Annotated in this window: 20 protein-coding genes; 14 read left to right on the top strand and 6 right to left on the bottom strand. The window is 67.0% G+C overall.

Annotation, left to right across the window (positions count from 1 at the left end):
- The first annotated feature begins 7 nt into the window (after positions 1-7).
- The 4 genes from LCL87_RS21315 (at position 8) to LCL87_RS21300 (ending at position 2,673) form a co-directional block, all read left to right on the top strand.
- Positions 8-952 (top strand): ABC transporter substrate-binding protein, encoded by a 945-nt coding sequence (locus LCL87_RS21315; protein ID WP_225023444.1) that lies wholly within the window; start codon positions 8-10, stop codon positions 950-952.
- A gap of 102 nt (positions 953-1,054) precedes the next feature.
- Positions 1,055-1,924, top strand: a complete 870-nt coding sequence (locus LCL87_RS21310) for a fused MFS/spermidine synthase (RefSeq protein WP_225023443.1) — start codon at positions 1,055-1,057, stop codon at positions 1,922-1,924.
- A 45-nt stretch (positions 1,925-1,969) separates the two neighbouring features.
- Entirely contained in the window at positions 1,970-2,185 is a 216-nt protein-coding gene (locus LCL87_RS21305) for a helix-turn-helix transcriptional regulator (RefSeq protein WP_225023442.1), read from the top strand.
- 2 nt (positions 2,186-2,187) lie between these two features.
- Positions 2,188-2,673, top strand: a complete 486-nt coding sequence (locus LCL87_RS21300) for a DUF2029 domain-containing protein (RefSeq protein WP_225023441.1) — start codon at positions 2,188-2,190, stop codon at positions 2,671-2,673.
- A 14-nt stretch (positions 2,674-2,687) separates the two neighbouring features.
- On the opposite strand, the gene LCL87_RS21295 is transcribed toward LCL87_RS21300, so the two are convergent.
- Together LCL87_RS21295 and LCL87_RS21290 are read right to left on the bottom strand one after the other, a co-directional pair.
- Positions 2,688-3,989: an HNH endonuclease signature motif containing protein gene (locus LCL87_RS21295; protein ID WP_225023440.1), complete on the bottom strand. Its 1,302-nt coding sequence runs from the start codon at positions 3,987-3,989 to the stop codon at positions 2,688-2,690.
- Positions 3,990-4,009: 20 nt separating this feature from the next.
- The gene (locus tag LCL87_RS21290) at positions 4,010-4,504 is read right to left on the bottom strand and encodes a winged helix-turn-helix transcriptional regulator (protein ID WP_225023439.1); all 495 of its coding nucleotides are present in this window, start codon (positions 4,502-4,504) and stop codon (positions 4,010-4,012) included.
- Between the two features lie 91 nt (positions 4,505-4,595).
- Between LCL87_RS21290 and LCL87_RS21285 the strand changes: the two genes are divergently transcribed.
- A complete protein-coding gene (locus tag LCL87_RS21285; RefSeq protein WP_225023438.1) occupies positions 4,596-5,828 on the top strand; it encodes an MFS transporter in 1,233 nt (410 codons plus the stop codon).
- Here LCL87_RS21285 and LCL87_RS21280 read toward each other — a convergent pair.
- The gene (locus tag LCL87_RS21280) at positions 5,755-6,129 is read right to left on the bottom strand and encodes an SdpI family protein (protein WP_225023437.1); all 375 of its coding nucleotides are present in this window, start codon (positions 6,127-6,129) and stop codon (positions 5,755-5,757) included. The two genes, LCL87_RS21285 and LCL87_RS21280, sit on opposite strands and share 74 nt — an antisense overlap.
- Positions 6,130-6,184: 55 nt before the next feature.
- Positions 6,185-6,970: an enoyl-CoA hydratase-related protein gene (locus tag LCL87_RS21275; protein WP_225023436.1), complete on the bottom strand. Its 786-nt coding sequence runs from the start codon at positions 6,968-6,970 to the stop codon at positions 6,185-6,187.
- A 132-nt stretch (positions 6,971-7,102) separates the two neighbouring features.
- Here LCL87_RS21275 and LCL87_RS21270 point away from each other — a divergent pair, with 132 nt between their 5' ends.
- Entirely contained in the window at positions 7,103-8,029 is a 927-nt protein-coding gene (locus tag LCL87_RS21270) for an SPFH domain-containing protein (protein WP_225023435.1), read from the top strand.
- Between the two features lie 11 nt (positions 8,030-8,040).
- Positions 8,041-8,241: a hypothetical protein gene (locus LCL87_RS21265; RefSeq protein WP_225023434.1), complete on the top strand. Its 201-nt coding sequence runs from the start codon at positions 8,041-8,043 to the stop codon at positions 8,239-8,241.
- A gap of 46 nt (positions 8,242-8,287) precedes the next feature.
- Here the strand turns inward: LCL87_RS21265 and LCL87_RS21260 are convergent, their stop codons facing one another.
- Both LCL87_RS21260 and LCL87_RS21255 read right to left on the bottom strand, forming a co-directional pair.
- On the bottom strand, positions 8,288-9,286 hold the full coding sequence (locus LCL87_RS21260; RefSeq protein ID WP_225023433.1) for an MBL fold metallo-hydrolase: 999 nt from the start codon (positions 9,284-9,286) through the stop codon (positions 8,288-8,290).
- Between the two features lie 106 nt (positions 9,287-9,392).
- Positions 9,393-9,671, bottom strand: coding sequence for a GNAT family N-acetyltransferase (locus LCL87_RS21255; protein ID WP_225023432.1), 279 nt, complete (start codon positions 9,669-9,671; stop codon positions 9,393-9,395).
- Between the two features lie 216 nt (positions 9,672-9,887).
- Between LCL87_RS21255 and LCL87_RS21250 the strand changes: the two genes are divergently transcribed.
- The 7 genes from LCL87_RS21250 to LCL87_RS21225 all read left to right on the top strand — a co-directional run bounded on the left by LCL87_RS21250 (position 9,888) and on the right by LCL87_RS21225 (position 12,564).
- On the top strand, positions 9,888-10,337 hold the full coding sequence (locus tag LCL87_RS21250; RefSeq protein ID WP_225023461.1) for a DUF6325 family protein: 450 nt from the start codon (positions 9,888-9,890) through the stop codon (positions 10,335-10,337).
- Positions 10,338-10,353: 16 nt separating this feature from the next.
- Positions 10,354-10,653 (top strand): SHOCT domain-containing protein, encoded by a 300-nt coding sequence (locus tag LCL87_RS21245; RefSeq protein ID WP_225023431.1) that lies wholly within the window; start codon positions 10,354-10,356, stop codon positions 10,651-10,653.
- 24 nt (positions 10,654-10,677) lie between these two features.
- The gene (locus tag LCL87_RS21240) at positions 10,678-11,055 is read left to right on the top strand and encodes an SHOCT domain-containing protein (RefSeq protein WP_225023430.1); all 378 of its coding nucleotides are present in this window, start codon (positions 10,678-10,680) and stop codon (positions 11,053-11,055) included.
- A gap of 47 nt (positions 11,056-11,102) precedes the next feature.
- Positions 11,103-11,603 (top strand): GNAT family N-acetyltransferase, encoded by a 501-nt coding sequence (locus tag LCL87_RS21235; RefSeq protein ID WP_225023429.1) that lies wholly within the window; start codon positions 11,103-11,105, stop codon positions 11,601-11,603.
- Between the two features lie 39 nt (positions 11,604-11,642).
- Positions 11,643-11,768 carry a hypothetical protein gene (locus LCL87_RS25985; protein ID WP_510850830.1) on the top strand — a complete coding sequence of 42 codons (126 nt, stop codon included), beginning with the start codon at positions 11,643-11,645 and terminating at the stop codon, positions 11,766-11,768.
- A 61-nt stretch (positions 11,769-11,829) separates the two neighbouring features.
- Positions 11,830-12,063 carry a hypothetical protein gene (locus LCL87_RS21230; RefSeq protein ID WP_225023428.1) on the top strand — a complete coding sequence of 78 codons (234 nt, stop codon included), beginning with the start codon at positions 11,830-11,832 and terminating at the stop codon, positions 12,061-12,063.
- Positions 12,064-12,129: 66 nt separating this feature from the next.
- Complete coding sequence (locus tag LCL87_RS21225) at positions 12,130-12,564, top strand: hypothetical protein (RefSeq protein WP_225023427.1); 435 nt, start codon at positions 12,130-12,132, stop codon at positions 12,562-12,564.
- Position 12,565: the final 1 nt, after the last annotated feature.

Genomic DNA, 12,565 nt, shown 5'->3' with positions numbered 1-12,565 from the left:
TATTCCCATGACGATTCGAGTCGGGTACTTCCCGAACAACAATTCCCTGTTCGCGCTGCGCCACAACGGCCTGCTCGAACTCCGCCTGCCGGACGTCGAGTGGGTCGACCTGCGCGACCTGCCGACGACGCCCCGGGTCGATCCGCGGCACGGGCTGCCGACACTGCACTCGGACTGGCTCTTCGAAGACGGCGGCTACGACGTGATCGGCACCGGCTTCACCCCGCCGATCACCGGGCTCGGACAGGGTCGGGACCTGGTGTACGTCGGCATCTCGGGTCCGCGGGTCGAGAACGGTCGGCTGGTCGCGCTGTCGGAGTCGGGGATCCGCACTGTCGCCGATCTGCGTGGCAAGCGGGTCGGCGTCGCACACGGGTCGTGGCAGACCACCCTCGTGCTGCTCGCGCTCGACCGGGAGGGGCTGACCTGGTCGGACATCGTCCCGGTGGACGTCGATGTCGACCGCGGCGGGGCCGCGCTGCTGGCCGGGGAGATCGACGCCTGGGTGGGTGCATACCCCGGCCTGGCCGAGGTGGAGGCGCAGACGAAGGTGCGCACATTGGTCGACACCGACGGCCTGTTCAGCCATCCGTCGCTGTGGTTCGTGCGGCGCGAGTTCGCCGAGAACCATCGGCACGAGCTCGAGGCTGTCGTCGCGGCCCTGCAGGAGTCCGACGCGTGGATCGTCGCGAATCCGCGTGAGGCGGCCCGCTTCTTCGTCGAGGACGCCGAAAGGCGCGGCGGTACTGCCGATCTCGACCGTTGGGAGGAGGCGCTGCGAGGACGGCCGTTCGGGATCGGTCCGGTGACCGAGGAATTCCTCGACGAGCAGCAGCGCGCCGCCGATCTGCTGCACGCCAACGGCCTGCTGCCACGGGCGGTCACCGTGCGTGACGCGGTGCTGCCGTGGATCGGGGAGGTGGTCGAGGCGAGCCGTCGCGCGGCGGTCTGAGGGGAGGGGAATCCGGCGGCCGTCCCGCCGCCGCCCACCGTTATCCTGGTACCCGAGCGTCTGCTGAGGTTGCGGCGCTGGTGAGCAGCAGGGATGGCGTCGATGGGCAGGCAGCGGGGCGGCCGCAGGAGTGAGGACCGCGATCCTCGCGGCGACGGTGGGCCGGTGGCCGGCACCTACGAGATCGACACCGGAACGTGTGAGCTCGAGGAGGATCCGTTCGACCAGCAGAGCTGGATCCTGCGGATCAACGGCGAACCCAGCTCGCACATCGACCTGGCCGATCCGCAGACGCTGGCCTTCGACTACATGCGGTGGATCTCGGAACTGATTCGTTCCCAGTGGGATTCGTCGTCGAAGCTGCGCGTGCTCCACCTTGGTGGCGGGGCCTGCACACTCGCACGGGCGTTCGCGTCGCTGTATCCGGAGGCGCGGCAGGTGGTCGTCGAGTTGGACGGACGCCTGGCCGTGCTGGTGCGGGAGTGGTTCGACCTGCCCCGGGCGCCGCTGCTGCGGGTCCGGGTGGGGGAGGCCCGCGCGGTGACCGAAACGCTGACGGAGGACAGCCGCGACGTGATCGTCCGGGACGTGTTCGCGGGCAACAGCACCCCGCTTCCGCTGACGACTCTCGAGTTCACCAGACAGGCCCGACGCGTCCTCGCGCCCGGCGGGATCTACGTCGTCAACTGCGGCGACACCCCCGACCTGCGCGGTGCCCGCGCCGAGGCCGCGACCATAGGGGCGGTGTTCGAACACACCGCGATCATCGCGGACCCCGCGATGCTCAAGGGCAAGCGCGACGGCAACATCGTGATCGCCGGCAGTGACGTCCCGATCGCGACGTCGTCGGCCCTCGCGAGCCGGGTTCTCGGTGGCGGGACCCAGGCGCACGTGTGGCAGGACGAGCAGGTTCGGAAGTTCGCCGAGTCTGCGAAGGTACTGCGCGACGACGTGGCGTCGACCACGGAATGACAAGAATGCTTGACATCGAATGTCAAGCATTCTTTACTTCTACTCGTGTCCGACAAGCCGCGGGAGAACCGTGTACGGGAGCATCGGAAGGCTGCCGGGATCACCCAGGCCGAGCTCGCACGCGCCGGAGGGGTGAGTCGGCAGAGCATCGTCTCGGTGGAGGGTGGTGACTATGCGCCGAGCGTCTACCTGGCGCTGCGCCTTGCCGCGGCGCTGGGAACGACGGTCGAGACGTTGTTCCCGCTGAACGAGGAGGGATGACCGTGAGTGTCTTCGTGAACGCGATGCGTGTGGTCGGTGGACTCGACGACGAGTTCTACCGCGACGAACGTCAGCGTGACGTGTGGAACGAGGCGTCCGCGGTCGGGTACCAGCTGTTCCTGTGGGTGGGTCTGCTCGCTGCCGCGATCCTGCCCTGGGCCGCTGGGACCGCCGGTGCCTGGATCGCGCTCGGACTACTGGTCGAGTCCGTCGTGATCTCCACGTGCACATTGGCTTTCGCGCGGCACAGCCGTGTGGATCCGCGCGAGACCGGGAAGCTGGCGACCCCGCGCGCTGTACTCGCGCTCGCGCTCTATCTCACCGGCGCGCTCGGCATCATCGCCCGGCTCCTGACGCCGTCCAGCGACAATCCTTCGGCGACCTGGGCCGGTATCGCGGTTGGCGTGGTCGCAGGTGGCACCGCGGCCGCGGTCGTGCTCCGAGCGAAGCGGCGACGCTGGCAACAGGTGGAATCCGAGGAGGACTAGCGGAAGCTCCCCGATCAGGCCGCGCGGGGGCCTTCCCGCCCGTGGGCGGGGATGGGTTTCTTGTAGGGGTCGACGGTGCTCGGTGGGGTGAACCACGGCGTTCGATCGTCGCCGATCTTCACTTGCCAGTGGGAGTGGTGGAGAAGGCCGTGGTGGTAGCGGCAGAGTAGGACGAGGTTGTCGAGGTCGGTGGGTCCGCCGTCGGCCCAATGTGTCACGTGGTGGCCTTCGCAGTGCGCGGGGACTGCTCCGCAGCCGGGGAAGGCGCAGCCGTGGTCGCGGGCGATCAACGCCCTGCGCTGCTTCTTCGACACTGTTCTGCTCGTGCGGCCCAGGTTCAGCGGCACACCATCGTCCATGACGATGGGGGTGAGGTGGCAGTCGCAGGCGAGTCGTCGTGCGGTGGCGATCGAGAGCGGTCCCAGGTGGGGCATCCGTGCGATGTCTTTGTCGCCGAACAGGTCCGGATCGCCGTCCGAGCCCGTCCACTCGTGATCCGCTCCGGTACGGGCGAGATCGCTGGCGTTCACATGCAAGGAGAGGTGCGGTCGTTCCCCGCCTTCGATGGGTGCGTCTCCGGAGTCGAGGTAGCGGCGCAGGATTTCGGCGAATGCGTCCGCCCGCTGCCTGGCTGGCGTTCGGGCGCCGGCGGGGTCGTCCATCGGATTCCGCGGCTTCGTCAACGACGACAGCGCGGTCAACAGCATCTCACCGGTCACCGCGTCGAGATCGCCCTTGACGGCGACGCGTCCGTTCAAGGTTTTCGACGCGTGGAATTCGTTGCGTTCGGTGTCCTCGCTGGGTGGCAGTTCGTCGGATTCGAAGATCCGCTCGAGCCGGGAGATGCAGGTGCGCACGGTCATGGTGGTTGCAGTGGATCCGGTAGCGCTGTCCAGCAACACTTTTCGACACGCATCCAACGCCTCGATCGGCATGCCCTGCGGTGGAGTCTCACAGAACTTCCCGATCAACGCGGCATGCTCGGCCGAAATATCGCCTACGTTGTACGCGTCGGCGATCTCGGGTTGCCGGCCGAGCATCCGGCCCAACGCGAGGATTCGTCCCGCGGTCGACACTTCCAACAGGCTGTTCGCGGCCAGCCACATCTTCACGCTTCGAAACCCGAGGGTGTCGAACGAAACTGCCCGCTCGTCGATTTCGGCGACCATCGCGACCCGCAATGCTTCGAGGCGTTCGATCTCGCGGGTGACGTCGATCGTGTTCTGCAGCAACGCGATTTCGGTGAGAAGGCGCACGTCGTCAGGCTGCAGCGCGGTGGCTGCGATTCCCGAATTGTTGAGTCCCCCCGGATTCATGCCCCGACTTTAGTTCGAACCTATGTTCGAGTCAAGGCCTGAGAATCAGTGGCTTCCCGGGATTGGCGAACCTTCAGGACGGATGTCGTATCGAGGTTCGCGGGGCTGCCGGTCGAGCTTGTGGGTTGCAAATCCGAGATGGGTAGGCCGTGCTCGTCGACGAGGGTGGAGTGCTCCTCGGTCGATGTGAAGGCGTGCCGTTCACCCCACTGGCGCAACGCAACGACGACGGTGAACAAGTCCCGCCCGGCGGGAGTGAGTGTGTAGATGTGCCGCCTGCCTGACGGGGCAGGTTTCCGTTCGACGATGCCGTTTTGGACGAGTCGCCGTAGTCGGTCCGTAAGGATGTTGCGCGCGATTCCAGTGGACTGCTGGAAGTCGCCGAATGCTCGTGCGCCGTCCATGGCATCGCGAACGATCAGCAAGCTCCAGCGGTCGCCGACGATGTCGAGCGTTCGTGCAACCGGACATGCCGGGTCGGTCCAATCGGTGTCGGCAGTCATCGGTTCGGTCATCGCGGGCTCCCACAACGGTTGCAGTTTGAAACCATTATGCCGTAGCGTCCAAACGGTTGCATATTGCTACTGATTTGGAGGCTCGGCATTGATGTCTCTCGGTCGACGCCTGCTGTTCGCCACGGTCTGCGCGGTTTCCGTCGCAACCATCTATTCGGCCCAGCCCGTCCTCACTCAGATCGGCAACGACCTCGATGTATCGGGTGCTGCCCTGGGGTGGATCGTCACTGCGGGGCAGCTCGGCTACCTGGCAGGGTTGGTCCTTCTCGTCCCGTTGGGGGACATGATGGACCGGCGCAAACTCATCGTCGGGCACCTGCTCCTCACTGCGGTGGGTGTCGTGATTGCGGCAAGCGCCACTCGCGCGTGGGTGATGCTTGCCGGGGTAGCCGTCGCCGGCCTGTTCGCTGTCGTGGTGCAGACGACGGTCGCCTATGCCGCGGCTGTGTCGGCGCCGCAGGAACGCGGACGCACGTTGGGCTTGGTGACTTCCGGGGTCGTCATCGGCATTCTCGGTGCGCGGGTCGTTGGTGGCGCTCTGGCTGCGGTCTGGGGCTGGCGCAGTGTTTACGTCGTTTGGGCAGTCCTTCTCATCGTGCTGGCGTTCCTCGTTCTGAGGCTCCTACCGACCGACGCGCGTGCTGATCGTGCCGAGTATCGGCAGGTGCTGAATGCGTCGCGCAGGCTGTTCGGCGAACAACTGTTCCTCTCGCGGGGGCTGATCGCCCTCTTCTTGTTCGCCTCCTTCGGCGCGCTCTGGAGCGGCTTGGCGCTGCCTCTCGAGGCATCGCCGTGGCATCTCAGTACTGCCCAGGTCGGCTTGTTCGGGATCGCCGGGTTGGCGGGTGCACTGGGCGCAGGCAGGGCGGGGCGTTGGGCGGATGACGGTTTCGCGAGCACGGTCACTGGGGCGGCACTCGTACTCTTGGCTGTCTCGTGGCTGGCAACGGCGCAGGGATCGTGGTCGTTGTGGCTGCTCGTCGTCGGCGTGATCGTGCTCGATTTCGCCGTGCAAGCCGTACATGTCAGCAACCAGCACCTACTCACCGCGGGGCATCCGGATCGGACCAGCAGCGTCATCGGCAGCTACATGCTCTTCTACTCCGTGGGCTCGGCGCTCGGCGCAGTCACCACCACCGCCGTGTACTCCGTCGCCGGATGGGCCGGGTCCAGCGTTCTCGGCGCTGCGTTCGCGATCGGTGCGCTGGTGGTTTGGGCGACCAGTCGCCGCGTGGCGCAACCCTCCGTGATTACCGCGGAGTCGGCTGTGCGGGTTCCACCTCGCGCGCCGCTCGGACGCCGACCCAAGCCCCGGACAGTGTGAACCCCAGTAGGCAGGCGGCACCGATTCCGCCGAGCATCGTGAGCATCGACTCCGGCATCGGGACCAGCGCGCCGAGGCCGGCGACGATCGACAGTCCGCCGCCGATGTCGGTCCACGGTCTGCTCGCTCGATGCGCGGCAGTCCAGGTCTCGTCGCTGTGCATCGTCGTCGGAGTGCGAATGCCTGCGTACGAGTTTCGGCCCAGTCGGCCGCTCGCTGCCGCCCGTGAGGTCCACGCGATCGCAATCCCGGCGATCACGAACGTCAGGCACAGGGCTATCCGCAAGCCGATCGAGTCCATGCCCCCACGCTAGGCGAAGTGCCGTCGAATCGGGCGATTCGACGCAGGGCGGTGGTCAGGACTCCGCCGGGAGCTTCGTGAAGTCGGCAGGTCGCCCCTCGGTGAACGCTGCGAGCGCCTCCGCGTTCGCCGGCCCGCCCAGCATCTCGCGGAAGCACGCGTTCTCCCGTTCCCGCGCGTCCGCGATCGCGGCGCGCAGCGGTTCGGTCATCGTACGTTTGACCGCGACGAGGCTCGAGATCGGCTTGGAAGCAAGGGTTTCCGCGTGTTCGCGGGCTGTCTTCACGAGCTCGTCGGGCTCGCACACCTGCCAGGCCAACCCCATCACCTTGGCCTGTTCGGCGTCGATCCACTCCGAACTCATCAACGCCCACGCCGCGTTCTGACGGCCGATCAGTGCCGGCATCAGGTAGCTCGCCGCGGCCTCGGGGACGACGCCGAGGTTGGTGAACGGATACCGGAGGCGGGCGGTGCTGGACATGAACGTCAGGTCCGCGAACCCCAGGATCGTCGCGCCGGCGCCCAGCGCGACCCCGTTGACAGCACAGATCAGCGGCTTGGGGAAGGCGGCCAGCGCGTCGACGAGGCCGTTGAAGCCCTGCTTGCCGCGCTGGTAGTTCGGATCGGTGTTGAGCGCCTGCATCTCCCGGAGGTCGGTGCCGGCGCTGAAGGCGCGACCGTTGCCGGTGAGCAGCACGACCGCGACGTTCGGGTCGTCGGCCGCGTCCAGGAAGGCCTCGGTGGCGGCGTCGTACAGGACTTCGTTGAACGCGTTGAGCGCCTCGGGACGGTCGAGCGTGATGGTGCGGACGCGGGCGCTGTCCTCGACAAGGATGCTCATGCTCGAAGACTAGAACGAATTCCAGGCTGTGGGGAAGGTCTTCTCGCAGTGTCGGCCGTTTGCTCAAAAAGTGATATCACTTTAATATCTGTTTCGACGGAGCGTGAGGAGCTCCGCTGACGAGGAGGCGCGATGACGGCGGTAACCGAACCGACCCCCGGTGGTGCGATCGAGGCGACCGGGGTGGTGGAGCGTCTGGGCTGGTCGGCCAACGGGTGGCCCGTCGCGATCGGTGGGTTGCTCGCGGTGCTCGCGGGTGCCGGGGTCATCGCGGCCGGGGTGCTGTTGTGGTCGGATGTGAACATCCCGCTGATCGTGGCCGGAGCGCTGGTCGTCGTCGCGGCGCTGGTCTCCCTCGTCGGACTCGTGCTCGTCGAACCCGGCCAGGCTCGGGTCCTGCAGCTTCTGCAGGGCTCGTATGCCGGCACGCTTCGGGAGGACGGACTGCGCTGGATCAATCCGCTCAACACCCGGCGGGCCATCTCCACGCGAATCCGTAACCACGACACTGGTAAGGCCAAGGTGAACGACGCCGACGGCAACCCGATCGAGATCTCCGCGGTCATCGTGTGGCAGGTGCGCGACACCGCCCGTGCGACGTTCGACGTGGACGACTTCGAAGAGTTCGTGGCCGTCCAGACCGAGGCCGCGGTGCGGCACATCGCCGGCAGCTACCCGTACGACGGCGACGGCACGTCGATCTCGTTGCGGCAGAACGCCGACGAGATCACCTCCCGGCTGTCGGACGAGGTGGGGGAGCGGGTGCGCTCGGCGGGTGTGCAGGTGATCGAGTCTCGCATCAACCAGCTCGCGTACGCCCCGGAGATCGCGCAGGCGATGCTGCGGCGGCAGCAGGCCGGTGCCGTCATCGCTGCCCGCGAGCAGATCGTCCACGGCGCGGTCGGCATGGTCGCGTCGGCGCTCGAGCGGCTCGAACGCGAGCACACCGTCGAACTCGACGAGGAGCGCAAGGCCGCGATGGTGTCGAATCTGCTGGTGGTTCTGTGTGGCGACCAGAGCGCCCAGCCGATCGTCAACACCGGCACCCTCTACCAGTAGGCTGAGCCGTCATGGTCGAACGCAAGAAGGTGCTGTTGCGCCTCGACCCCGCGGTGCACGATGCGCTCGCGCGCTGGGCCTCCGACGAATTGCGAAGCACCAACGCACAGATCGAGTTCCTGCTGCGGCGCGCGCTCGACGATGCGGGACGGGCGCCGTCGAACGCGGAGCGGATGCGTGGTCCGGGGCGTCCCCGTAAGGACGAGGAATAGCGATGGGGCCCGGCGGTGAAAACCGCCGGGCCCCAGTCGTATCCGATCAGTTGCGAGCGAACCGCGCCGGTTCGCTGCCGGGTACCTCGGCGACCTGGCCACGGGCGACGAGGTGCCGCAGGTGAGCGGCGGCCTCGGACAGTGCCATGCCCTTGGCCATGGGGTGGAACTTGTCCCACGGCCGGTACCACTTCATCCGCTCGGCCACCTGCCACACCGTGATCTCGTCGTCGGCGAACGCGCCGTAGAGGTGGTCGAGGCGCTCCTCGTGGTGCTCGATCAGTTCGCCGGCGCGACCCGCGACGTCGACGATGGGAACACCGTGCGCGCCCAGACCTCGGGTGACATCCATCTTCTGCACCCGCCGCAGCGAATCCATGAACTCGGCGAGAGCGTCACGCTCCTCGAGCGGGTACACGAAGTTGCCGACGTGCGGGGTGGTCTTCTGCAGCACGTGGTCGCCGGTGAACATCACGTTGGCGTCCTCTAGGTAGAAGCACACGTGTCCGGGTGTGTGGCCCGGTGTGTACACCGCCCGCAGGTTCCGTCCGGTCAGCGCGATCAGCTCGTCGTCGACGAGGATCCGGTCCGGGGCCGATTCCGGTCCGACCGGAGAGTCACCCTGCGCGGCCTTCTGGAACGCCTCTCGGTCCGCGGCCGGGGCGCCGGCCCGTTCCAGGTTGGACAGCTGGAAGTCCATCCACTCCTCGTCCCGACCCGACGACATCTTCTCGAACATGTCGTGGTCGGCCTCGTGCATCGCGATCCAGGCGCCCGACGCTTCCCGGACCCGACCGCACAGCCCCGTGTGGTCGGGATGGAAATGGGTGAGCACGACGCCCTCGATCTCGGACACCGAGTGCCCCACCGATTCGAGGCCCGCGGTCAGTCCGTCCCAGCCCTCGTCGCCGTCCCAGCCGGCGTCGACGAGGATCAGCCCGCCCGGCGACTCCATGGCGTAGACGAGCGTGCTGCCCAGCGGATTGTGGGACATGGGGACCGTAATTTGGAAGATGCCATCTCCGATGGCCGAAGCATCACTCATGCGCGCAACCTCGTTGACTAGTTGAAACCCGTTCTAACTATGTCTCCATAGTTACCCCGTGGCGCGCGGCCGCGGTGAGGCAGGTCCCACTCGACGGAAAACCGGGCTAGGCGACCAGGTCGGCGTACTCGGGATGGGACTGGACGTACTTCGCGACGTACGAGCACGACGGCACGATCTTGAGGCCCTGCTCGCGGGTGGTGTCGAGGGCCGCCTTGACGACCTGCCCGGCGATGCCCTGACCGCGGAAGTCCGGTTCGGTGACGGTGTGCCCGAAGTCGCGGACCCCGTGCGCCTCGACGTAGTCGGCGTAGCCGGCGAGGGCGTCGTCGACGTAGATCTCGAAGCGGCTCTGGCCCGCGTTGTGCTCGATTCTGTTCGCCACGGCCGGGCTCCTTTCGTTTTGCGTACGATCGCACGTTACCTCGGTACAAAGCCGGATCCCGCCCGGTCTATTCCCGCTGGACCGGCTTGGCCGAACACCACTTCGACGCCGCGTGTCGGTGAGATACTGATGGCGACCGACAGCGCAGCAGCGTGGCTCTTCCGTCTGAAGTTCTTCAGTTCGAGGAATCGAGGTCGTGCGGTGGACGACAAACAGTTGAACGGTTCGGAATTCGACGAACTCGGCCCCATCGACTACGCGGTGGTGGAGTTCCCGGAGGGACGTAATCCGGACGGCTCCGCGTTGCCGATCCTGATCGACCTGGTGGAACGGGGCATCATCCGCGTTCTCGATCTGGTGTTCGTCCGCAAGGACGCCGACGGCTCGGTGGTCGGCCTCGCGATCGAGGACTTCGGCTTCGGGGGCGAGATCGACATCACGCTGTTCGCGGAGGCGTCGTCGGGGTTGCTCGACCGCTCCGACCTGGACGAGGCCGCTGTTGCGCTCGAACCCGGCCGATCCGGGGCAATTCTGGTCTACGAGAACCTGTGGGCGGCACCCTTCGCGACGGCGCTGCGGCGTCAGGGCGCGCAACTCGTGGCGTCCGGCCGCATTCCGGTGCAGGGCGTTCTGTCGGCGCTCGATGCGCTCGACGCTTCCAGCTGACAATCGAGGAGCAATCATGCCGGGACTTCTCCGAGGGGTGGCCCGCACCGCCGTGGTCGCAGGCACCGCCACCGCGGTCTCCAACCGGGTGTCGCGCAGGCAGGGCCAGCGGTGGGCCGCGCAGCAACCCGAGCCCCAGTACGAGCCCGCGCCACGGTACGAGGCGGCCCCTCCACCACCCCCACCTCCGCCGCCGGCGCCTGCCGGAGGCGTCGACCGGATCAGCGCGCTCAAACAGCTCGGCGAACTCAAGGCGCAGGGCGTCCTCACCGAGGAGGAGTTCGCCGCGGAGAAGGCCAGAATTCTGGCGTCGTAACCGGCACCGAGGAGGAGTCGAGGTATGGACAGCTTCTGGAGCGTCGTCGCGGTGATCCTCGCCTGCTTCATCTTCGGCGCGTACCTCATCGTGCTGTTCGCGGTGTTCGCCGATCTGTTCCGCGACCACAAGACGTCGGGTGTCGCGAAGGCGTTGTGGATCCTCTTCCTGATCTTCGTCCCGTTCGCGTCGACCCTGGTCTACGTGATCTTGAAGGGCGACGAGATGGCGCACCGGGCGCGGCACGACTTCGAGCGGGTCGAACACGCCGAGCAGCAGTACGTCGAGCGGATCACGCGGGGATCCCGGGCCCACCAGATTCATGAGGCGAAGCAGATGCTGGACGCCGGACTCATCGACGACGCCGAGTTCCAGGAACGGAAGCAGCGGGCGCTCAGCTGAGTCGTCCTGCCGGGTTCGGCCCGTTCCGCCTGGAATAGTGCATGGGCATGGAATCTGTTGTGGCGCTGACGGTGGACGACGCTGGTGAGTTATTGACGCTGCAGCGTGCGGCCTACGTGAGCGAGGCGCAGGCTCATGACGATCTGCGCCTTCCTCCGTTGACCCAGTCGTTGGACGAACTCGTCGACGAATTGTCTCAGCCGACTGTGGCCGCTACGGGGCTGCGTGATGCGGGAGGCCGCCTCGTTGCGGCTGTTCGTGTGTGCGTCGGACCTGAGGATGAGTGCACCGCTGAACTCGGCCGGTTGGTGGTGGCCCCGGACCTGCAGGGGCGTGGGCGGGGGTCGCGACTGCTCCGAGTGGCAGAGGACCGGCTTCCAGCACAGGTCAGGTCGCTACGGCTGTTCACGGGCGAGCGCAGCGCCGGGAACCTGCGGCTGTACAACCGGTTCGGCTACCGGGAAACCCACCGAACGCCGACACCCGGTGGATACGAGCTTGTGCATCTCACGAAAGAGATTGCCCAAACACCGAAGCCGGTGGGCTGAGCTACCTACGTCGGCGACGACTCGTACGGCGGTGTCTCGGTGGCGATCCGGCCGACGTCGCTGCTGCTGGCGCTCGTGTATCCCGTCGCGGGTGCTGTGCTCGGCTGGCTGTCGGCGCTCGTCGCGATCCGGTTCGGTTGGAAGCTCTCACGTGGAGACTCGTAGATCTGCTGAATCAGGGTGTTCCCCGATGCGCCGAATCGGCTCCGGCCGCGATGATCGAAGGATGAACATTGCGGACTGGTGGCCGAAGCTCAGCGGTGAGGTGCAGGACTGGCTGGTCGAGCACAACGGCGAGCCGTTGGATCCGCGGGTGAGAGCCGAGATCGAGGCCGTGAACGACGGTGTGCTGGAACCCGGCTGGTCGTCCGGAGAGTCGGTCGACGGGCAGTCGGAGCTGACCGACGAGGCCGTCGACTGGATCGACACATGGGCGAACGGGGAGAACCGCGACCGCTGACGACCGTAATGTCCGGGTCGGGCGCGTCCGATCGGCGGTGGTGTGCCGGTGGGTTAGGTTGCCGCGATGAGGACTCTCGCGTCGGCGTCGGTCGTGTCCGTCTTGTGTGGGGTATCGGTTTGGCTCTTCGTGGCGCCGCAGCTGGTGAGCTCGGGGATGGTCGAACCTGGTCCGCTCATCGGGTTGATGGTGGTGATTCCGACGCCGATCGGGTTGATCGCCGCACTGGCCGGGGCAGTGGCCGGCATCGTCCTTCTGGTGCGCAGGCGCCGGCAGGCCGGCGTCGGTGCCCTGTTGATGACGCTCGGACAGTTCGTGACTGTGGGTCTTGGCGTGTGGATCGTCGTGTGGGCATTCGGGTTCGGCACGACCGGGTGGGAACTGATCGCACTGCCCTCGTCGCTGCTCGTCGGCCAGCTCGTCGTCGGGGCGGGGCTGCTCACCACCGTCGTCACCGGCCGCCGACGGTTGCGTGCGCGGCGAGCGGCCGTCGAGCAGTGAA

It is taken from the genome of Prescottella equi (assembly GCF_020171745.1).
Lineage (GTDB): Bacteria > Actinomycetota > Actinomycetes > Mycobacteriales > Mycobacteriaceae > Prescottella > Prescottella equi_A.
The sequence above is the reverse complement of the archived record's forward strand: the minus strand, read 5'-3'. Positions and strand labels throughout refer to the sequence as shown.

Bases quoted from the DNA above. Each gene is read 5' to 3' on its own strand.
- LCL87_RS21315 (WP_225023444.1), top strand. From the start codon at position 8: ATGACGATTCGAGTCGGGTACTTCCCGAACAACAATTCCCTGTTCGCG.
- LCL87_RS21310 (WP_225023443.1), top strand. From the start codon at position 1,055: ATGGGCAGGCAGCGGGGCGGCCGCAGGAGTGAGGACCGCGATCCTCGC.
- LCL87_RS21295 (WP_225023440.1), bottom strand. From the start codon at position 3,989: ATGAATCCGGGGGGACTCAACAATTCGGGAATCGCAGCCACCGCGCTG.
- LCL87_RS21290 (WP_225023439.1), bottom strand. From the start codon at position 4,504: ATGACCGAACCGATGACTGCCGACACCGATTGGACCGACCCGGCATGT.
- LCL87_RS21285 (WP_225023438.1), top strand. From the start codon at position 4,596: ATGTCTCTCGGTCGACGCCTGCTGTTCGCCACGGTCTGCGCGGTTTCC.
- LCL87_RS21280 (WP_225023437.1), bottom strand. From the start codon at position 6,129: ATGGACTCGATCGGCTTGCGGATAGCCCTGTGCCTGACGTTCGTGATC.
- LCL87_RS21275 (WP_225023436.1), bottom strand. From the start codon at position 6,970: ATGAGCATCCTTGTCGAGGACAGCGCCCGCGTCCGCACCATCACGCTC.
- LCL87_RS21270 (WP_225023435.1), top strand. From the start codon at position 7,103: ATGACGGCGGTAACCGAACCGACCCCCGGTGGTGCGATCGAGGCGACC.
- LCL87_RS21265 (WP_225023434.1), top strand. From the start codon at position 8,041: ATGGTCGAACGCAAGAAGGTGCTGTTGCGCCTCGACCCCGCGGTGCAC.
- LCL87_RS21260 (WP_225023433.1), bottom strand. From the start codon at position 9,286: ATGAGTGATGCTTCGGCCATCGGAGATGGCATCTTCCAAATTACGGTC.
- LCL87_RS21245 (WP_225023431.1), top strand. From the start codon at position 10,354: ATGCCGGGACTTCTCCGAGGGGTGGCCCGCACCGCCGTGGTCGCAGGC.
- LCL87_RS21240 (WP_225023430.1), top strand. From the start codon at position 10,678: ATGGACAGCTTCTGGAGCGTCGTCGCGGTGATCCTCGCCTGCTTCATC.
- LCL87_RS21235 (WP_225023429.1), top strand. From the start codon at position 11,103: ATGGAATCTGTTGTGGCGCTGACGGTGGACGACGCTGGTGAGTTATTG.
- LCL87_RS21230 (WP_225023428.1), top strand. From the start codon at position 11,830: ATGAACATTGCGGACTGGTGGCCGAAGCTCAGCGGTGAGGTGCAGGAC.
- LCL87_RS21225 (WP_225023427.1), top strand. From the start codon at position 12,130: ATGAGGACTCTCGCGTCGGCGTCGGTCGTGTCCGTCTTGTGTGGGGTA.